Source organism: Luteimonas granuli (genome assembly GCF_007795095.1).
Taxonomy (GTDB): Bacteria; Pseudomonadota; Gammaproteobacteria; order Xanthomonadales; family Xanthomonadaceae; genus Luteimonas; species Luteimonas granuli.
In genome coordinates this window covers 174528-194250 of sequence record NZ_CP042218.1, presented here as the reverse complement: position 1 = coordinate 194250, position 19723 = coordinate 174528, and the positions used below count along the sequence as shown (strand labels likewise).

The following is a 19723-nucleotide window of genomic DNA, read 5'->3' as shown; positions in this document are numbered from 1 at the left end:
ACCCAAGATTATCGCTGCGGGAGCACTCGATGCCTTGGTGTGGATGGAGGCATGTCAGCCGAGCTTGACCTGTGTGCGGGACACAGGTCTAGCGTGATCACCATCTTTCCTGGAGCGCGCCAATGATGGGCAAAGACGAAGCAGCGCCGCCGCTGATGACGGTACGCCAGCTGGCACAGCAGGGCGACGTCACGGTGCATGTGGTGCGCAACTATCTGCGGCGCGGCCTCCTACAGGCGGCCACGCACACCGAGGGCGGGTATCAGCTCTTCTCGGCTTCGGAGCTCCAGCGCCTGCACTTCATTCGCACGGCACAGCAGCTTGGTTTCACGCTGGCCGAAATCGAGGAAATCATCCGCCACAGCCTGCAGCGGCATAGTCCCTGCCCGCTTGTGCGGGACATCATCCGGCGCAGGCTTGACGACACCCGCCAACAACTGGACAGGCTGCTCGCCATGCACGAGCGGATGGAGCGTGCCATCCACGCCTGGGCGAAGCTTCCGGACTCCATTCCGACTGGCAATGACGTCTGCGCATTGATCGAAGCCGTTGCCGCGACAGAAGGCGGCAAGTTCGTCAGGTCCACCCCGCGACGCCTTCTCGGACGCCTCACTCAGGATTTGCCATGACTGCCCCCCGCTCTCCAACCACGTCGGGGTCCGGACGTTGGGTCTTCTGGATTTTCCTTGCGCTGGCCGTCTTCTATCTTGGCGTCGAGCATCGCGCCCACCTTGCTGGAGCACTCCGCTGGTTGCCATTGGCCATCCTGCTGCTGTGCCCCCCTCATGCATGTGTTCATGCACAAAGGACATGGCGGACATGGCGGACATGGACAAGGCGGCAATGCCGACGACTCATCCAATGGGGGCCATGGCGGCAGCGAGCGGGCGCTGACCGACGAAACGTCCGACACCTCGAACGGAGGGCAATGACATGCACGCATCTGACGCTGGCTACGGTCTTTGGCTCCTCGCCGCCATCAACGCCGCCTTCTTCATCTTCTTCGCCTGGAGCTTCTACAAGCCGTTGACGCGGTGGGACTGGCGGGGGTTCGGGATGTTCTCCGCCTTCGTCGTGGCGCTGTTCGCGGAAATGTATGGCTTCCCGCTGACACTGTACGTCCTGGGCGGCTGGCTCAGCGCCAACTATCCGCAGGTGAACTGGCTCAGCCATGACGCGGGCCATTTGCTGGAGATGTGGTTCGGCTGGCGCGCCAATCCGCATTTCGGTCCATTCCACATCGCGAGTTTCGTGTTTATCGGCGGAGGGTTCTGGTTGTTGTCGACCGCCTGGCCCGTGCTGTATCGGGCACAGCGAGAGGGTCGGCTTGCCCGTGAGGGCGTGTATGCGCGCATGCGCCACCCGCAGTACGTTGCCTTCGTGCTGGTGCTGACCGGCTTCCTGCTGCAGTGGCCCACGCTGCTCACGCTCGTCAGCTATCCGGTGCTGGTGTGGGCCTATGCCCGCCTCGCGCGTCGTGAGGAGAAAGATTGCCTGAGCCGCTTTGGCGACGACTACGCCCGCTACATGCAGGAGGTCCCGGCCTTCCTCCCGCGACGCCGGCGCGGCCCCGCGCCATCGCCGGGAGAAGCATGATGACGCAGGTTGAGGAGCTGCCTGGGCAACGCTCCGCCGTTCAAGTTGCCCACCTCCATGGTCTCTCCGTTCGTGTTGTCGCCGCAGATCTCCGTCTCCGTTCAGGCCCATCCAAGGAGTCCACTCAATGAATACGGTCACACCCGTTGCCTGTTCCGCAGCCCCACGTACCAATTCCTACCGCTGGTTCGCCGCACTGGCGCTGGTGGGCGCACTCGCATTCTCCTTCGCACTGCCGGGCGTCGCATCCGCGAGCGAGGGCGGGTTCCGCCACAACGTCTTGATGCGCGGCCAGGTGTTGGAGAAGGGGGACGAGACGCTCGTGGTCTGCGTCGGGCAGGCCGACGGCGCCCAGGTCGGGCAGGTGCTGGATGTGATCCGGCACAAGCGCCGTATCCGGCATTCGCGGGCCGGCGGTCCACGCTATCGCCGCGAGAACATCGGTCAAGTACGGATCGCCGAACTGTTCGACAGCCACTACGCGGAGGCTGAAGTGATCTCCGGCAGCCCCAAGGTCAACGACACAGTGGAGCTGATCCGCCCCTGACAAGCGCGCAGGCGATGCAGATGCGCCTCGGCCCTCGCCATGCCATCAGCAATCACTTCCCTTCCAGGACAGGAGCCACAACATGACATCGTCTTCCAGCCCCACCCTGCAATTCCTCGGTGCCGCGGGCACTGTGACTGGCTCGCGCTACCTGGTTGAGGCCAACGGTCAGCGCGTGCTCGTGGACTGCGGCCTGTTCCAGGGCTACAAGCAATTGCGCGACCGCAACTGGGCTCCGTTTCCCGTCGAGCCGTCATCGATCGACGCGGTAGTCCTGACCCACGCCCACCTGGACCATTCGGGCTACTTGCCCGCACTGGTCAAACAAGGGTTCCGCGGCCGGATCCACTGCACCCATGGCAGCGTGGCCCTGTGCGGCCTGCTGCTTCCCGACAGTGGATACCTGCAGGAAGAGGATGCTAAGTATGCAGCGCGCAAAGGGTACTCCAAGCACAAGGAACCACGACCGCTTTATACCGAGGATGACGCCCGCCGCAGCCTGAAGCAGCTCGAGGGGCATGACTATGGTCGCGACATCGAGGTCGCATCAGGCGTCACGATCCGCTTCCATCCTGCCGGCCACATCCTGGGCGCTGCCCACGTCAGCCTGGACGTCCAGGGCCAGCGCCTGCACTTCAGTGGTGACCTGGGCCGGCAGCAGGAGTCTCTGATGAACCCGCCAACGCCCCTGCCCGCCTGTGACGTACTGGTCTGCGAATCCACATATGGCAATCGGGAACACGTTCCGATCGACCAGGAGGCGGAGCTGGCCCCCATCATCCGCCGCGTCGCTGCCCGTGGGGGCGTGATCGTCATTCCGGCCTTTGCCATCGGTCGCGCCCAGGCGCTCATGCTGCATATCGCCCGGTTGCGCGAGCGCAAGGACATCCCTCGCGTGCCGGTCTACCTCAACAGCCCGATGGCAATCAACGCGACCCGGCACTACCACGCCCACCATTCCGAGCACCACGTGTCCGAAGAGGACTGCCAGCGGATGTTCGACGTGGCCACCTTCGTCAACACTGTAGAAGAGTCGAAGGCGCTCAACCGCCAGCGCGGGCCGATGATCATCATCTCGGCCAGCGGCATGATCACCGGCGGGCGCGTGTTGCACCACATCGAGGCGTTCGGCCCCGATGACCGCAACGCGATCCTGCTCGCGGGCTACCAGGCCGGAGGAACACGCGGTGCCGCGCTGGCGGCAGGCAAGCGCACGTTGCGCATGTTCGGCCGCGAGGTCCCCATCCGCGCTGAAGTGGTGCAGCTGGAAGGCTTCTCCGGCCACGCCGACGCCGGGGAGTTGCTGGACTGGATGCGCACCGCGCCGTCCGCGCCGCGCGTGGTGTACCTCACCCATGGCGAGCCCGATGCAGCCGACACGCTGCGCGGGCGCGTGCAGCGTGAACTGGGCTGGCGTGCGCGCGTGCCGGAGCACCTGGAGCTAGTCGGATTGGAGGATGCGAGATGACCACGCAGGCCCCGGGCCACACCCGCCTGCGCGTCACCCGTGCCGGCATCGACACCTACCAGCAGCCGGTGGTCTATATGCACCGTGACTGCGAAGTCTGCCGCTCGGAAGGCTTTGCCGCGATGACGCGCGTGAGGCTGGACGTCGGCGCGCGCACGCTGGTGGCGACGCTGAACGTGGTCGTCGACAATCGGCTCGGCCTCGACGAGGTGGCGCTGTCGGAGGCCGCGTGGACGCTCCTCGATCCCATGCGCGATGCCCTCGCCCGGGTGCGGCATGCGGAACCCGCGTCGTCGGCAGGCGCGCTCCGCGCCAAGGTGTTCGGGGCACGGCTGGACGACGCGCAGTACCTCGCCCTGGTGCAGGACGTGATGGAAAGCAGGCTGTCGGACCTGGAGCTTGCCGCTTTCGTCACGGCCAGCGCGGGCGACCGCCTCGACAACGCCGAGACGACCTCGCTGACACGGGCCATGATCGCCGTTGGCCAGCGCCTGGATTGGGGCGATGGGCCGGTGCTGGACAAGCATTGCGTCGGCGGCCTGCCCGGCAATCGCACCACGCCGATCGTGGTGGCCATCGTGGCTGCGCTGGGCTACCGCATCCCGAAGACGTCCTCGCGCGCGATCACGTCGCCCGCGGGCACCGCCGACACCATGGAGGTCATGGCGCCCGTGGCGCTCGATCTGGCGGCGATGCGCCGGGTGGTGGAGCGCGAGGGCGGCTGCATCGTCTGGGGTGGCAACGTGCGCCTGAGCCCGGCCGACGACATCCTGATCCGGGTCCAACGGCCACTCGACTTCGACAGCGACGGCCAACTGGTTGCCAGCGTGCTGTCAAAAAAGATCGCCGCGGGTTCAACCCACGTCCTGATCGACATGCCAGTGGGTCCGACCGCCAAGGTGCGTGGCGAGGCCGCGGCCCACAGCTTGGGCACGCGGCTTGGACACACCGGCGCTGCGCTTGGACTGCACTTGGGGATCCATCGCACTGACGGCACCCAGCCGGTGGGTCGGGGAATCGGCCCGGCGCTCGAGGCGCACGACGTGCTCAAGGTGCTGCGCAACGCGGCCGATGCACCCGCCGACCTTCGCGAACGCGCACTTGCGCTGTCCGCGGCGCTGCTGGACATGGCAGCGGGCAGCAACGCCGGCACCGGACTGGAGCGCGCGCGCGGCGTGCTGGATTCCGGGGCGGCGCTGGCCAAGTTCCTGGCGATCTGCGAAGCACAGGGAGGATTCCGTGAACCGCCGCGGGCCGCATTCACCGCCGACGTCCCGGCAACCGCATCGGGTCGGATCGCGGTGATCGACAACCGCAGGCTGGCCAAACTGGCCAAGCTGGCCGGCGCCCCGACATCCCCCACCGCCGGCCTCGAAACCGGTCTGCGGATCGGCGATACGGTCGAGCGGGGACAACCTCTGCTCACCCTGCATGCGGAGTCGCCGGGAGAACTGGCCTACGCCCTGGAGCACGCCGTGACGCTGCAACCTTTTGTGCTTGGAGAGGTTCCATGACCCGTGTGCTGATGCCATTCCCGGCCGATGCAGTGTTGGCCGGCAACATCAACCAGCCCCTGCAGGCGCGCATTGCACCCGTGGCTTGGCGGCACTTCCCAGATGGCGAGTCGCTGGTCACCCTGGACGACGCACTGGCCGGAGCCGATGTGGCGCTCCTGGCCAGCCTGCGCAACGCCGATGCCACGGCCCTCCCGTTGCGCTTCGCCGCCCGGACCGCGCGCGAGTTCGGGGCTCGTTCGGTCGGCCTCATCGCACCCTACCTGGGGTATATGCGCCAGGACACCCGCTTCCATCGCGGCGAGGCGGTCAGTACACCGCTGTTTGCGCAATTCCTCGAAGAGGCTTTCGACTGGCTGGTGACCGTGGACCCGCACCTGCACCGCGTCGAGCGCCTGCAGTCGCTCTACCGCATTCCGACGGTCCACGTATCGGCGACGCCGGCCGTGGCCCGCTGGATCGCTGAGACCGTCCCCGACGCTGTGCTGATCGGCCCTGACAGCGAGAGCGAGCAGTGGGTAGCGGACATCGCCGCCCTGTCCGGCATGCCCTACCAGGTGCTGGCCAAGGAGCGGCACGGCGACTACGACGTGCGCGTCAGCCTGCCCGACCCGGCAGCCGTGGCTGGTCGGACTCCGGTGCTGATCGACGACATCGTGTCGTCCGGCCACACGATCCTGGAGACCCTCGCACACCTGCGCCGGTTGTCGTTGCCGTCGCCGTTGCTGGTCGCCATCCATCCGGTGTTCGCAGGCGACGCCTATGCCCGCCTGCAGGAGGCGGGCCTGGCCCGCATCGTCAGCACTGACACCATTTCCCACCCCTCCAACGCCATCGCGCTGGGTGCGGACCTCGCCGCCGCGGCATCGACCCTGATGACCGCTTCGACCGATTCCCCGGAGGACCCATGAACCTGCATCTCAACTGCTGCACCGCCGACCAGCTGTCGGCCGCCGAGCGCCAGCGGATCCTTGAACTCGCCGACGCCCACCGGCAGGCCGATCCCGCGTTCGCCCACTGGGCGGCCGGCTACGGGGTGATCCGACATGACCCGCTTACCCAGCTCCGGGTCCGCCAGATGGTGCACGAGCTGGTCGCCCTGGGCCGCACGCCGGATGCCGGCACCGCATGGCAGCGGCTCGCCGCGGCCGACCGCGTCACCAGCGCCGGCATGTGGCTGGTGGCGCACATGACCTACAGCCAGCGCGTTCGTACCGACGGCGCGGCCCTGGAGGTCGATGATTTCAAGACCACGCCTGAAGGCCACACCGGCGGGTCCCTCAACATGGTGCCCGCCTACGCCGGCTACCTGCTGATGGATTCCCTGGATGGCGTCACCCGCGCGTGGATGATGGGCCAGGGGCACTGCGTGGCCGCCATCGACGCGCTGAACGTGCTGGTTGGCAACATGACCGACCGGCACGCCGAACGTTACGACCGCACCGGCGAAGGGCTGAGCCGGTTCGTAAGCGACTTCTATGCCTACACCCTCAATCCGGACGGAACGCCGGCGTCGCCCCTCGGCTCCCACGTCAATGCGCACACCGCCGGGGGCGTGATGGAAGGCGGCTATCTCGGCTTTGCCGAGCTGCAGTACGTGCATGCGCCGCTCAAGGATGAACGCCTGGTCGCCTTCCTCAGCGACGGTGCGTTCGAGGAACAGCGTGGCAGCGACTGGGCGCCACGCTGGTGGCGCGCCGAGGACAGCGGACTGGTCAGCCCGATCATCATCCTCAACGGGCGCCGCATCGAACAGCGCAGCCAGATCACCCAGCAGGGCGGCGAGCGGTGGCTGGACCGGCACCTGCGATTGAACGGCTTTGATCCGATCGCGCTGGACGGGCGCGATCCGGCCAGCATCGCGTGGGGCATCCACGTGATGGAGTCGCGCCTGCAAGCGGGCGCCGCTGTTCCCGCCGACGTGCGGCTGCCCTATGGCATCGCCGAAACCGTCAAGGGCTTCGGCTTCCCCGGCGCCGGGACCAACGCCTCGCACAACTTGCCGCTGCCGGGGAATCCGGCGAAGGATGCCGCGGCGCGCACGCTCTTCAATGAAGGCGCAGCGGCGCTGTTCGTGGCCGCGTCGGAGCTCGAGCAGGCCGTTGCCGCACTCAACAGCCACGATCTCCAGCAGCGGGTGCGCGAGCGCGACCATGCGCTGGCCGATCGCCAGGTGGAACCGCCCCGCGTCCCGGCGATCGCCGACCGCGGCGCCGGCGGTGAGAGCTCGCCAATGACCGCACTCGACGAGCAGTTCGTCGCCATCGCCGAGGCGAATCCGGGACTGCGGGTGCGCGTGGGCAATCCCGATGAGCTGCGCAGCAACAAGCTCGACCGGACCCTGGACGCGATGAAGCACCGGGTGCACGAGCCCGAGCCCGGCGTCGCCGAATCGCCAACCGGCGCGGTCATCACTGCGCTCAACGAAGAAGCCGTGGTCTGCGCGGCGCTCGGCAACAAGGGCGGGCTAAACCTGGTGGTCACCTACGAGGCGTTTGCACCGAAGATGCTCGGCGCCGTACGTCAGGAACTGATCTTCGCCCGCCACCAGGCCCAGGCCGGGCGCCCACCCGGCTGGCTGGGCGTGCCCCTGGTGCTGACCTCGCACACGTGGGAGAACGCGAAGAACGAACAGTCCCACCAGGATCCGACCATGGCCGAGGCGCTCATGGGCGAAATGGCCGACATTTCGCGCGTGGTGTTCCCGCCGGACGCCAATGGCGCTGCCGCCGCCCTCGCCCGCGCCTACGCGCAACGGGGCACGGTCACCACACTGGTCGTTCCCAAGCGTCCGGTGCCTCATGAGCTGACCCCGCAGCAGGCCCAGGCACTGGCCGAGACCGGCGCAACATGCCTCGCCGGCGATCCGGAGACGGCGGCGATCCTGCTGGTGGCCACCGGCGCGTACCAGCTGCAGGAAGTGCGCCGCGCACAGGCGCGTCTGGCCGCACGCGGAATGTCGGCCGCGATCGTCTATCTCGCCGAACCCGGCCGATTTCGCGCCCCGCGCGATCCGGAGGAGGCAAGGTACGTGCACTCCGACAGTGCGGTCCAAGCGCTGTTTCCGGTGGGCCGGCCGCGCGTATTCGTTACCCACACCCGTCCGGAGCCCTTCCTCGGTGCGCTGCGCCGACTCGACACCGGCCCCACCACCACCGCGGCGCTGGGCTTCGTCAACCGGGGCGGCACACTGGACGTGCCGGGCCTGCTGTTCGCCAACCGCAGCACCTGGGCGCACGTGGTTGACGCGGCTGCGGGCGTCCTCGGCGAGTCCCGCGACAACCTGCTGTCCGAAGCGGAGCTGGCGGCCGTGGATGGTCGCGGCGATCCGACCGCCATCCTGCGCGCGGAAGCGGGGCCGGCATCGTGAGCCGGCCGGCCAGGACCTCGCGCTGATGGCGGGCACGGTGCGCCGCGGAGGCCAGATCGCCTGGGCCGGACTGACTCTCGGGGTCGCGGTGTTGCGCCTGCGCCGACGCAGACCCGAACGGCTTCCCGCGTACGTCAGCGCCACCCTGGTGGGGCTGGGTACCACCTTCGTCAAGCTGGGCCAGGGTTTGAGCCTGCGCTGGGACCTGCTGCCGGCGCCCTATCGCGAGGCATTGTCGCGGTTGCACAGCGACGTGCCGGCATTTCCTGCGGACCAGGCCAGACACATGGTCGAGCAGGCGTTCGGCGCCTCCGTCGAAGAGCTTTTCGCCAGCTTCGATGACCATCCGCTGGCCGCCGCGTCGGTGGCTCAGATCCATCCGGCTCGCATGCATGACGGTCGCGACGTGGTCGTCAAGGTCACCCGGCCCGGCATCCACGCTCAAGTGCAGGCTGACCTGCGGCTGCTTCGACGCACGCTGCGCGTAGCCCAGTGGATCTGGCCGCCTCTGAAGCGACACCGCCCCCTCGAACTGGTGGACGAGCTGGGCGCATTCCTGCGCGATGAAATCGACATGCGTCACGAGGCGCAGAACATGCGCCGCATGGCGAAGGTGCTCGATGCCCTGCCCGGCATCACACAGCCACATGTCGTTGAGCCCTACGCCACCCGCGACGTGCTGGTCCAGGATCGTAGCCACGGCACCCGCATGGAAGCCGCTTATGGAACGGCGGCGGCTCCCGCACTGGCAAGGGCGCTGCTCGGTGCCTACGTGCATCAGCTCTTCGGCGCCGGCGTCTTCCATGCCGACCCGCACCCGGGGAATCTGTTCTTCTTTGACGACGGTCGCCTGTGCCTGCATGACTTTGGCTCGATCGGCGTGCTCGACCCTGCATCCCGGCTCGCGCTCGGCGGCATGGTCGAGGCCATTGCGGCCGACGACGCCGAGGGCGTGCTGGATGCAGCGATCGCCATGGGCTTCTTCCCGCCGCAGGTCGACCGCCGCTCGCATGTGCGCGAGATCCACCTGATCCTGGCCGAGATGGCCAGCCGTCCGCTGGCGCAGTGGTCCATTGCCGAGGCAATCTGGCGCGTGGCACGCATTGGGCAGGGCGCTGGCTTCCGGCTTCCGGCCCACCTGCTGTCCCTGATCCGGACGCTGTTCCTGGTCGAGAACACGCTGCGGGCGCTGGATCCGGATCTGGACCTGCTGGGGACGCTGTCCGCGCAGGCGGCCGCGATCGCCGACATTGCCGAAGCCAGCCGCCCCAGCGGCAACAGGCCGCTTGCCATGCGGCTGGCCCGCACTGCGCGCCAACTGCCACAGATCGCCACCGACCTGTTGCGGCAGGCGCAACTCAGCGACGGACGACCCGCCTTCTCCGTACACCACCATGGCCTGAGTTCCACGCAGGAGGCAATCGCGCGCACGGGCAACCGGCTGGCGTTGGCCCTGGTCACCTTGGGCCTGTACGTAAGCGGTGCGCTGTTGAGCCTGCATTCCGACGGCCCGCAAGTGTTCGGTCACATGCCTTTCCTGGCGATCGTGGCCTTCGCTGCTGCGGGATTGCTCTCACTGCGGCTGGTGATGGCCATCGCCAGATCGGGACACTTGTAACAGAACACTGATCTATCTCCCCGCTGGTGCCCGGTGCATCAGTGCATTCAGGAAGGCAGACCCATGACGCAACGCAATCATCATCATCAAGATCATCAGGCGCACGGCGAGCAACCGCCGCATCCCCGCACGGGTGCTGAAGGTGACGTCCATGCCGGGCACGACAAGCACGCCGGCCACAGCGTGGCGAGCTTCCGCGACAAGTTCTGGTTCACGCTGCTGCTGACCATCCCCACTCTGATCTGGAGCGGGATGATCCAGCATTGGTTCGACTACACCGCACCACAGTTCCCGGGGTCGGCGTACATCCCGGCGGTGTTCGGCACGATCGTGTACTTCTACGGCGGCTGGCCGTTCCTCCGCGGCGGATACCACGAGCTGAGAAATCGCCTGCCGGGCATGATGACGCTGATCTCGCTTGCGATCACCGTCGCCTTCCTTTACAGCGCGTTGGTCACGCTCGGCGTTGTCGAGGGCTTGGACCTGTGGTGGGAGCTGGCGACGCTGGTGGCGATCATGTTGCTCGGCCACTGGATCGAGATGCGTTCGATCAACCAGGCACAGGGCGCTCTCAAGGAACTCGCGAAGCTGCTGCCTGATATGGCGGTGCGGTTGGATGAGGCCGGTACCGCGAAGGAAGTCCCTGTCGCGGAACTGAAGCGCGGCGACCTGCTGCTCATCAGGCCCGGCGCGAGCATTCCCGCCGACGGCGTCGTGAAGGAAGGGACCAGCGCCGTCAACGAAGCGATGATCACCGGCGAGTCCAAGCCGATGGACAAGTCGACGGGCGACCGGGTGATCGCCGGCACCGTCAACGGACAGGGCTCGTTGCGTGTCGAGGTGACGGGAACCGGCGACGAGACCGCGCTCGCGGGTATCATGCGGCTCGTCGAGCAGGCCCAGACGTCGCGCTCGCGCGCCCAGGCCCTGGCGGACCGGGCGGCGTTCTACCTCACGATCATCGCCATCGTCTCCGCCGCGGTTACCGCCATTGTCTGGCCACTCCTCGGTCGACCGTGGAGCTTCACGATCGAGCGCGTAGTGACCGTGCTCGTGATCGCCTGTCCCCATGCGCTGGGCCTGGCCATTCCGCTGGTGACCGCCATCTCGACCACGATTGGCGCACGGAACGGCCTGCTCGTGCGCGATCGACGCGGCCTGGAAGAGGCCCGTTTGCTGAACACGGTCGTGTTCGACAAGACAGGCACGCTCACCCTCGGTTCGCACCGCGTCGTGAAGACCACTGCCGCCGATGGACTCACCGACGACGAGGTGCTTCGCGTGGCCGCGTCGGTCCAGCGCGACGCTGAACATCCGATCGCGCAGGCGCTGATGACCAGCGCCAAGGAACATGGCATCGACGTTCCGATGTCGCAGGACTTCGAGTCCATGCCGGGACGCGGCGTGCGCGCAGTCGTCGAGGAGCGCTCGCTTCACGTTGGCGGGCCGGGTCTGTTGAGAATGCTCGCGGTCGAACCGCCGGAGACGCTTCGGCGGGCTGCCGAATCAGCGGCAGCCGATGGTCAATCTGCAACCTACCTGGTGGAAGGCGACCGGGTGCTCGCCGTATTTGCGATCGCGGATGCCATCCGTCCCGAATCGTTCGACGCGGTCAAGCGGCTGCACGACGAAGGACTGGAGGTTGTCCTGCTGACGGGTGATTCCACGGCGGTCGCAAACGCGGTCGCGAAGGAACTCAACATCGACACCGTCTTCGCCGAGGTATTGCCCGAGGACAAGGTGGCAAAGATCGAGGAGCTGCAGGCCCAGGGCAAGCGCGTCGCGATGGTGGGTGACGGTGTCAATGACGCTCCGGCGCTGCTCACGTCCGACGTCGGCATCGCCATCGGCACAGGGACGGACGTCGCGGTCGAGGCCGGCGACGTCGTACTCGTGCGCAGCGACCCGCGCGACGTGCCAGCGATCATCGAATTGAGCAAGGCCACCTATCGCAAGATGATCCAGAACCTGTGGTGGGCCGCCGGCTACAACATCGTCGCCATCCCTCTCGCCGCTGGCGTTCTCGCCGCATGGGGGATCCTGTTGCAACCTGCGCTTGGGGCAGTGCTCATGTCGCTGAGCACCGTCGTTGTGGCAATCAATGCGCAGTTGTTGCGCCGGGCGGTGCGGTCCCCATGAACATGATTCGGGGACACCTGTGACCACGCGCCGGCTTCTTGCACTCAACGTTGGCTCGTCCACCCTCAAGGGCGCGTCCTATCTGTTCAACACTGAGGGACACGGCGCGCAGTCTCGTCTGCTCGAGCGCTCCCGGGCCGAAATTCCAGTCGGCGTGGATGCGCAGGAGCGCCTTGCCACCCTGCTCGAGGCATTGTCGGAGCCGTCGCCCAGCCCCGACGTGGTGGTGCACCGAATCGTACATGGCGGTGACCTGCACGACGCCCGCGAGCTCGACGAAACCGTGCTCGCGAAACTGGATGCATTGGTGCCGTTCGCACCCTTGCACCAGCCGGTAGCCCTCGCTTTCGCGCGTGCCGCGCGCATGCGTTGGCCGCACGCGCGCCAAGGCGTGGCCTTCGACACCGACTTCCACGCGTCGCTCGCGCCCTGGAGCCGGCGCTTGCCTGTCCCTGAAGCATGGGATGCGCTGGGCATCCGCCGCTACGGTTTCCATGGACTCGCCTTTGCCTCCGCGCTCCGCATAGTGGCCAGCCACGACGCTGGAATCCTGAAGGGCCGCGCTGTCTTCGCGCATCTGGGGGGTGGCTGCAGCGTCTGCGCCGTCGAGGGCGGCCGCAGCCGCGACACCACCATGGCGCTCACTCCGCTGGGTGGAATCCCGAGCCCTACCCGCTCCGGAGATCTCGATCCCGGCGCGTTGCTGTATCTGCTGAGGCATGAACGCCTGGATGCGCAGGCGCTTGAAAACGGCCTGTACCGCAGTGCAGGCCTTGCCGGAATCGCCGGCCATGGCGACATGCGCGTGTTGCTGACGGATCCCGGCCCGCAGGCCCAGCTTGCCGTGGAGCTCTTTGCAGTCCGGATTGCGCAGTCCATCGCGGCCATGGCCACGGCAATTGGCGGTCTCGACCATGTCGTCTTTTCCGGCGGCATCGGCCATCGCGCGCCGGTTTTGCGGGCTCGCATCGTCGCGCGACTGGCCTGGCTCGGCCTGGCGCTGGCACCTGACGTCAACGATGCTGGAGCCACGCGGATCGACCGCGGGGGCGGGCCGAGCATATGGAACGTCGCGATCGATGAGGAGCGCGAACTGGCTGAATCGGCACTCGCCTGGCTGTAGCCACGACACGCCCCAAGGGTCGGCTCCGGTGGGGAATCACTCGTCGATCCGTGACGACGTGAGCACCGCTGCGAATCCACCACCGGGGGTGCGCATGTTCGTGGTCTGGCCCTGGTACAGCCTGGCCGCGAACAACAGGACACCCGCCTCGGATGCGAAGCAGCGCACATCGGCCTTGAGGGACTGCCCCCCATGCACGATCCGCAAGCTCGGTGCCGCGAAGGCCTGTGCGATGTAGGTCGCCGACACCATCGACTCCCACGTCCGCCGGGTGAGCTTGTCGCCCCGATAACTCCCGCGGCTGCCGAACCCTGCTGCAGGCTTGAAGAAATAGCCGTTGCGCGCTGCCCACAGCGCATCCCGGTTTCCGGGCACGACTTCAACCGTGGGCGGGATCACCTGGGCCAGCAGGGCCGCCGAGCCCGCATCCACCCCGAACCCGCCGATCAAGGTCGGGTCTCCAAGCACCGCAAGGTTGCGCTTGTCGGCGAACAACGCGTGCGCACGTGGATGCGGGGTGAATGCGACGTCCCCCGCCAGGTAAGCCTGACGAAGGTCTGCATGCGAAGCTTCCTCGAGCGCGAAATCGGTCAACCGGTTGTAGACCATGTCGATCCGGCCATGGGCATCTGCAAGCCCGTCCGGGCCAAGGCTCAGTTCCTCGGGTGCGCGTATCACGCAGTCCACCCCATGCTCCTGGAATGCGTCCGCGTACAGCTCGAACTCCGGGTAAAGGAACTGCTCCCGCGGGGCGCTGTCCACGATCGCCAGACGCGCAGGCGCGCGGCCGAACTGCTGCCGGGCATCGTCCAGCCAGGCGGCGACAGCCGCGTTGCGGGCCTTCGCCGTCGTTGTCCAGGTGGTCCACGCAGCCGGCGCGCAAGACCGCACGCCATCGAGCAGCACTGCATTGAGGAGCAGGCCGCCGGGATTGGTGTTGACCTCGATCAACCGCGGGCCGTCGACGGTCAAGTGAAAGTCCAGCCCCAGGACGCCACCCGCCGAAGCCGGATCATGGGTTGCGATGTCGGGGGCCCATTGCAGGACGCGCTGGCCATATCCCGGGTTTCCTGCGACGTCGAAGACCGCCGCCGCGACTCGTCCCATGGCCTCCAACGCGGGCCGATCAACGAACAAGGCATAGGGTGAAAATAAGTGCGCGTGTACGGCGGGATCAGTCGTGAACTCCGGAAAGGCACCCCGGATCGACTCGTGCAGACGGAGGATGTCGACCACTTCGCATGCACACCGCTGGTTGAGCGGCGCGCTTTCCAGGGTGGCACAGTCGATCTCGCAGCCTGTCTGTCCAACTATTACCGGAGTCCGCGGTTCAACCACAACAGGGATTGTTCTGTTGGATCGGTGGACATGGCACTGTTCCGAACGAGCAGAACACACAGCAGTCGCCTTGATGCGGACGCAAAACCGCTCCACAGCGCGTGCACTCATAGAAGAATTGACACGCTGTGATGGGCATTGTCTCGGTCGCCCGATGGCCGCACTCCGGGCAGGTCAAGATGCTTTCCAGCTTGATGTCACTCACCGCCAGCCCGCACCTTGGCCGGGAAGCCTGCTTCCGTGACTGCACGCGCGATTCCAGCTGCATCCGTCTGGCTCGATTCGAACGTCACCGTGACTGTTTCAGCCCGGGTGTCCACCTTCACATCGGCCACGCCCGGCACCTTCTCCAGCGCCTTCCTGATGGTGATGCCGCAGGCAGGACAGGTCATGTTCTCAGCATCGAGCATTACTACGGTTGCGGGCGTCGCAAGAGCGGCACCGACCGACAGAGCAGCCACCAGGGCCAGTATCCACTTGTGCATCGCGCCTCCTACAGAATCCAGACGATGTAATAGGGAAACAGCAGCAACAGGACGATGAGGGCTGTCGCCAACCAGAGCCAACGTCGCCTGCGTCGCAGAGCGTCCGGGGCGATGCAACTGCCATCCACACCGCACCGTGCCGCCGGTCGATACAGCATCCGAAACGCCACGGCCAAGGACAGTACGGCGGCGGCGCTGAACCAGGGCCTCAAGGAATCGAGAGCTGTCAGGGTGCCGATCCAGGCGCCACTGATGCCCAGCAGGACCAGCACCAGCGGCACGACGCAGCAGACCGATGCGCCAATGGCGGCGATGCTCGCGCCAACGATGGCTGGAACAGACGATTTGGCCGGGGTTGTTTGCATCAGAGCATACTAGCCTCTGTACCTAGGTACGGAGTCAAGCCGTGCGTCCGAACACGTTTACGATCAGCCGGCTGGCGGCGGCGGCCGATGTGCACGTCGAAACCGTGCGCTACTACCAGCGACGTAGGCTGCTGCGTCAACCCGAGCGACCCATAGGAGGCGTGCGTCGTTACGACGAAAACGATGTCAATCGGCTTCAGTTCATCCGGCGCGCTCAGATGATGGGATTCAGCCTCGACGAGATCGCTGGCCTGCTAGAGATCACAGGCGAACGTTCTTGCGAGCAGACCCGTCAGCTGACCGAGCGAAAGCTCGTCGATGTCCGTCTACGAATCCGCGAGCTGCGACAGCTGGAGAGGGATCTCGAACAGAAAATAGCGCGGTGCGCCCAAGTGCCGGCGGGAGAGTGCTGCCCAACCCTCGATTTTCTGGAGCGGCCAAGAAAGCCAGCTGCGACAGGCAGTTAGCTCACTTTCGGCCCGTTTTTACACGAATCCCTGCCGACCCTCGTGCTCAGTCGCGCCGCCCGCGCCGCGGTCAAACGCGGCGAGCGGCCGCGCAAGAAGACCGCGATCACTCTGGCCGAGCTGGAAGCGATGCTGGCGACCTGTGACGACAGCCTCGAGGGCCTGCGTGACTGTGCCCTGCTCTGCTTCGGCTTCTCCAGCGGCGGGCGCCGGCGCAGCGAGATCGCCGCTGCGGACCTGCGCGACCTGAGCCGAATCGGTGAAAAGGGCTATATCTACCGGCTGGAATACAGCAAGACCCAGCAGGCCGGCGTCACGGCCTCCTCCACACCGGACAAGCCGGTGCTCGATCGCGCCGCGCTCGCGCTGGAAGAGTGGCTGGACGCTTCGGGGATCACTGAAGGCGCGATTTTCCGGCGACTGTGGAAGACGCGGGTCGGCCCTGCCCTGTCCCCCGCCGCAGTCGGGGAGATCGTGCAGCGGCGGGCGCGCCTGGCGGGGCTGGAGGGGGACTTTGGGGGGCACAGCCTGCGGTCGGGCTTCGTGACCGAGGCCAGCCGGCAGGGGGTGTCACTGCCGGCGATCATGCAGCTGACCGAGCACCGGGCGGTGTCGAGTGTGGTGGGGTATTTTCAGGCCGGCGGAGCCACAGGCTAACCCCGCTGCTCGACTGCTTGAAGACTGAAGGGACATTTCCATTACGGCTAGTCGATGAAGTGAGTGTTGTTGAGGATACTGCTCAATGCGAGCGTGTCGGCTCGATTGGACCGGGCAGCTTCGCCGGTGCGCACGAAGGGCGGAGTCCAGCACCAGGACGCTTCACTAGAAGTGGTCTGCATTACGCTGCGGACGGCTCTTTTGCCGCGCCCATATTTGCCGAGTAGTGATCGCCAAACCCTGCGGCCACGAACACAGCCTGGAACTTGGTGAAGTAGTAGTTTAGATCGTATTGATTGAAGTCCATCACCGTGATGTTAATCCCATCCTTGTGTGATCCTCGATCCAGGTAGCGAGCCAAGGGAGCGAAGGTTGCGTCTTCGTCGCCGACCTTCTTCAACGCCTTTTGAACTTGTCCTCTTGATGCGTGAACCAGAAGAAGTGTTCAAGGATGCAACGCATCGCGTTGGGCACCATGATCGCAGGCATGTTGGAGTCGCGCGCGTCTCGTAGCACTTGCCACAGCGCCTGGTAGTCGTTCATGAGCTCGGCAGCCTTCATGGGCACGACTTTGGTGTGCTCGGACTTCACCACACGCAGGAGCTGGCACTTATTTGATGCCTTGGCAAGATCGGATCCGCCGATCGTCTGCCGAAGCACTTCGTGCAGGAAAAACAGATTGTGCGTCAGGACGATCACCTGGCGCGGCCTGGGCGTTCCGTCTTCCGGCTTGATCAGCTCTCCGTAGATGATGGAGGCAATGTCAAACACAAAATTGTGAGACAAGCTGGATATAGGATCATCTATGACCGCAATGGTCCTCCCGAGATCGACAGCGCCGGCTTCGGCAGTGTCTGAGCCGCCAAGGCACTCCAGGTAGTAGAGAAAGGAAATGAGAGTCTTCTCGCCTTCGCTCAGGGACTTCATATCTCCTTCGGCTTGCCCGGGGCGCGCCAAACAATACAAATTCCCTTCGCCGGCTTTCCTGGCAATCGAATAGGACGCAATCCCCATCCGTGCCAGGCGCGAATTGATCTTATCCACCGACGCAGCAACACCGCTTTGCACACGACGCAGTTCCTTTAACCGCGCGGCGACAGCCGTCAGCGCCTTACTTACTTCCGCCTTGTCTTCCCTGTCCTTCTTCAGTATCTCCACTAGCGGGTCTTTGCCCGCTTTGTATGTGTCATAGACGGGCGCCCGCTCCCTTCGCATGACCTGCCAGAACATGGTCTTGATGCGCTCACGCTCAGCGGCTCGATTCGCAACTCGGGTGTTGAACTGGGTGATCCGCTCGTTCACGGTAGCGATCGCCTTCGTCAAACCCTCAGCATCACTGGCTTCCAGCACAACACTCTCGCCCGGCTTCTCGATCTTCGACAACATTGAGGCGGCGTTAGCCTTGATCTGTGCATGAAATAGATCCCAAGCCTGCTCCAACCCCGGCTCTTCCTTGGAGAACGTCTGTTCGAGCATGGTCTTAGCTGCCACCTCGATCTCGGCGACACGTTGGGCATAGGTGTCGGAAAGCGACTGGACCCGATCGAGCTTCGACTGCCTGTCCCCGTCAAAGTAGCAACGCTAGATCTTCGGCGAAGCCAGCCGGCAGGTGCTGCTGACAGAACGGACACTCTGGATCATGCGCAAACTTTCGCCCTTGGCCCACCCAATCGCTATTGCCCCACTTTTCGATGAGTGGGGCCAGACGACTGGTCGCAGAGACGGCAATCACCTCGCCCCAGATGGCGTCACCCTCAATGATAGCGAGTCCAGTTAGATCCAAAGAAATCTTGGGCTGGGAACTCTCCGTGCTGTTGGTGTCTGCCAGTCTTTGCTTTAAGCGATCAAGGTCGTCCAGCTCTACGTCGTCGGCAACGGTGCAAGTGTCCAGCTCCTCGAAGAACTTCTGACGATCAGAGTGAAAGCCCTTCATCAAGTCCCGGAACGGCCCTTGATCGTGGTCAGAATGCGCCTTCCAAGCACCAGTAATGGCAATGTCCCGAACTGCCTTGCCCGCGTCAATCGTTTGCTGGATCTTCGCGTCCAACGCCGCAGATTGCCCTTCAAGCTTTTCGGTTTCAGCTTGTTTCTCTTCGATCTCCGCCTGGGTGGCGGCGTCCTGGACGCCAATGGTGAAGATTCCAGGCACACCCTCGGCCGTGCGGATTACCTTATCTAAGAATCGCTGGTTGTATACGAGGATTCGATAGTCAGCGTTATTGCTAGTTTGCAAGGCGCAATGGGCAAACTCTGCTTCCTTCCCAGCCAGTCCTTGGATCACCTCTCCGATCGCTGATTTGCCGGCGCCATTGATGCCGTAAAGAAAGACGGGCTTGGGCGGCGTGTTCGCCTCAAAGTGGATGGGGGGAGCTACCGTTGGATGGAAGCTCTTGTATCGGTAAATGGATAGCCCCGTGATCACTGCGCCCCTCCCCTGTGCTGACTTATCTCACTGATCATAGCCCTATCCGGACAGCCAAGCGAAAGGCGGGACCTTTCGGCCGGCCCTCGCCTACCCTGTCCTCCACCCTTGGCGATTAAAGGTGGAATCTGTCGTGTCTGTTGAGCTGCTTGCGGAACTGACCTCTTTCACGCCGAGGTAGGAACCACCGGTGGCTGGAAGGTTGCCAACGCTTAGAGCTGCTTGTGTCTCATGCTGTTGGAGGCGACGAGAGAGCCTTTGCCTACCCCCGATAAACATCCCGAATCGACGTAACTTTAGGTCTAAGAGCTCCAGCAACCTCAGCCATTGGCGCGCAGACCCTCCCCCTGCGCACGAAGGGCCTCGTACAGTTGTGCGGGCCCCATCAAGATGTCCTTCAATCCATCGCGCACCCGCTCCGAGGCCAGTGCCTGGCTGCTCATGGTGTTGTGCGCCTCCAGCGCATCCATGATTGCGTTCATCAGCGCCTGTTTGAGGTCCGGCGAGTTTGCGAATTGCTCCTTGCTGTTGCCCGCCGCCTGCTGGATGAGGGTTTCGTTCTCCAGCAGCTTTCCCTTGAGCACGCCGTTGACGTAGACCAGCTGGTCGTCATC

At 65.2% G+C, this 19723-nt stretch carries 19 protein-coding genes and 3 pseudogenes; 14 read left to right on the top strand and 8 right to left on the bottom strand.

The features are described from left to right. Positions 1-122: 122 nt before the first annotated feature. From FPZ22_RS00890 to FPZ22_RS00840, 12 genes and pseudogenes are all read left to right on the top strand, one after another. Complete coding sequence (locus FPZ22_RS00890; RefSeq protein ID WP_066922005.1) at positions 123-629, top strand: MerR family DNA-binding protein; 507 nt, start codon at positions 123-125, stop codon at positions 627-629. After that, positions 626-739 (top strand): annotated as a pseudogene (locus FPZ22_RS14305) (hypothetical protein); the annotation flags it as partial. The gene FPZ22_RS00890 and the pseudogene FPZ22_RS14305, both read left to right, overlap by 4 nt. 46 nt (positions 740-785) lie before the next feature. Continuing rightward, positions 786-932, top strand: a complete 147-nt coding sequence (locus tag FPZ22_RS14300) for a hypothetical protein (RefSeq protein WP_210412682.1) — start codon at positions 786-788, stop codon at positions 930-932. 1 nt (position 933) lies between these two features. Next, complete coding sequence (locus FPZ22_RS00880; RefSeq protein ID WP_144889422.1) at positions 934-1596, top strand: methyltransferase family protein; 663 nt, start codon at positions 934-936, stop codon at positions 1594-1596. Positions 1597-1723: 127 nt separating this feature from the next. Next, the gene (locus FPZ22_RS00875; protein ID WP_092410649.1) at positions 1724-2143 is read left to right on the top strand and encodes a hypothetical protein; all 420 of its coding nucleotides are present in this window, start codon (positions 1724-1726) and stop codon (positions 2141-2143) included. Positions 2144-2225: 82 nt separating this feature from the next. Further along, on the top strand, positions 2226-3611 hold the full coding sequence (locus tag FPZ22_RS00870; RefSeq protein ID WP_144889420.1) for an MBL fold metallo-hydrolase RNA specificity domain-containing protein: 1386 nt from the start codon (positions 2226-2228) through the stop codon (positions 3609-3611). 77 nt (positions 3612-3688) lie between these two features. Beyond that, complete coding sequence (locus FPZ22_RS00865) at positions 3689-5125, top strand: thymidine phosphorylase family protein (RefSeq protein ID WP_246120962.1); 1437 nt, start codon at positions 3689-3691, stop codon at positions 5123-5125. After that, complete coding sequence (locus FPZ22_RS00860; RefSeq protein WP_024889940.1) at positions 5122-6036, top strand: ribose-phosphate diphosphokinase; 915 nt, start codon at positions 5122-5124, stop codon at positions 6034-6036. Before FPZ22_RS00865 ends, FPZ22_RS00860 begins: the two co-directional genes overlap by 4 nt. Beyond that, a complete protein-coding gene (locus FPZ22_RS00855; RefSeq protein WP_229823122.1) occupies positions 6033-8495 on the top strand; it encodes a phosphoketolase family protein in 2463 nt (820 codons plus the stop codon). Before FPZ22_RS00860 ends, FPZ22_RS00855 begins: the two co-directional genes overlap by 4 nt. Beyond that, a complete protein-coding gene (locus FPZ22_RS00850) occupies positions 8440-10113 on the top strand; it encodes an ABC1 kinase family protein (protein WP_246120817.1) in 1674 nt (557 codons plus the stop codon). Before FPZ22_RS00855 ends, FPZ22_RS00850 begins: the two co-directional genes overlap by 56 nt. A gap of 63 nt (positions 10114-10176) precedes the next feature. Continuing rightward, positions 10177-12252: a heavy metal translocating P-type ATPase gene (locus FPZ22_RS00845; RefSeq protein WP_224743841.1), complete on the top strand. Its 2076-nt coding sequence runs from the start codon at positions 10177-10179 to the stop codon at positions 12250-12252. A gap of 19 nt (positions 12253-12271) precedes the next feature. Then, positions 12272-13375 (top strand): acetate kinase, encoded by a 1104-nt coding sequence (locus FPZ22_RS00840; protein WP_168198885.1) that lies wholly within the window; start codon positions 12272-12274, stop codon positions 13373-13375. A gap of 36 nt (positions 13376-13411) precedes the next feature. Here FPZ22_RS00840 and FPZ22_RS00835 read toward each other — a convergent pair whose 3' ends face one another. From FPZ22_RS00835 to FPZ22_RS00820, 4 genes are all read right to left on the bottom strand, one after another. Continuing rightward, positions 13412-14611 carry a hypothetical protein gene (locus tag FPZ22_RS00835; RefSeq protein WP_144889414.1) on the bottom strand — a complete coding sequence of 400 codons (1200 nt, stop codon included), beginning with the start codon at positions 14609-14611 and terminating at the stop codon, positions 13412-13414. A gap of 94 nt (positions 14612-14705) precedes the next feature. Next, positions 14706-14852, bottom strand: coding sequence for a GDCCVxC domain-containing (seleno)protein (locus tag FPZ22_RS13855; protein WP_484177339.1), 147 nt, complete (start codon positions 14850-14852; stop codon positions 14706-14708). A gap of 58 nt (positions 14853-14910) precedes the next feature. Next, the gene (locus tag FPZ22_RS00825; RefSeq protein ID WP_144889412.1) at positions 14911-15198 is read right to left on the bottom strand and encodes a heavy-metal-associated domain-containing protein; all 288 of its coding nucleotides are present in this window, start codon (positions 15196-15198) and stop codon (positions 14911-14913) included. An 8-nt stretch (positions 15199-15206) separates the two neighbouring features. After that, the gene (locus FPZ22_RS00820) at positions 15207-15563 is read right to left on the bottom strand and encodes a mercuric transporter MerT family protein (RefSeq protein ID WP_144889410.1); all 357 of its coding nucleotides are present in this window, start codon (positions 15561-15563) and stop codon (positions 15207-15209) included. Between the two features lie 41 nt (positions 15564-15604). On the opposite strand from FPZ22_RS00820, the gene FPZ22_RS00815 reads away from it, so the two are divergent. Then, on the top strand, positions 15605-16030 hold the full coding sequence (locus FPZ22_RS00815; RefSeq protein WP_043766636.1) for a MerR family transcriptional regulator: 426 nt from the start codon (positions 15605-15607) through the stop codon (positions 16028-16030). Positions 16031-16072: 42 nt separating this feature from the next. Next, positions 16073-16715, top strand: a pseudogene (locus tag FPZ22_RS00810) (site-specific integrase); the annotation flags it as partial. A gap of 153 nt (positions 16716-16868) precedes the next feature. On the opposite strand, the gene FPZ22_RS00805 reads toward FPZ22_RS00810, so the two are convergent. The 4 genes and pseudogenes from FPZ22_RS00805 to FPZ22_RS13845 all read right to left on the bottom strand — a co-directional run bounded on the left by FPZ22_RS00805 (position 16869) and on the right by FPZ22_RS13845 (position 19693). Continuing rightward, positions 16869-17087 carry a hypothetical protein gene (locus FPZ22_RS00805; RefSeq protein ID WP_144889408.1) on the bottom strand — a complete coding sequence of 73 codons (219 nt, stop codon included), beginning with the start codon at positions 17085-17087 and terminating at the stop codon, positions 16869-16871. Continuing rightward, positions 17084-18202 (bottom strand): annotated as a pseudogene (locus tag FPZ22_RS14180) (AAA family ATPase); the annotation flags it as partial. The gene FPZ22_RS00805 and the pseudogene FPZ22_RS14180, both read right to left, overlap by 4 nt. Positions 18203-18254: 52 nt before the next feature. Further along, positions 18255-19109 carry an AAA family ATPase gene (locus FPZ22_RS14175; protein WP_144889404.1) on the bottom strand — a complete coding sequence of 285 codons (855 nt, stop codon included), beginning with the start codon at positions 19107-19109 and terminating at the stop codon, positions 18255-18257. Positions 19110-19429: 320 nt separating this feature from the next. Further along, positions 19430-19693 (bottom strand): hypothetical protein, encoded by a 264-nt coding sequence (locus FPZ22_RS13845; RefSeq protein ID WP_246120816.1) that lies wholly within the window; start codon positions 19691-19693, stop codon positions 19430-19432. Between the last annotated feature and the right edge of the window lie 30 nt (positions 19694-19723).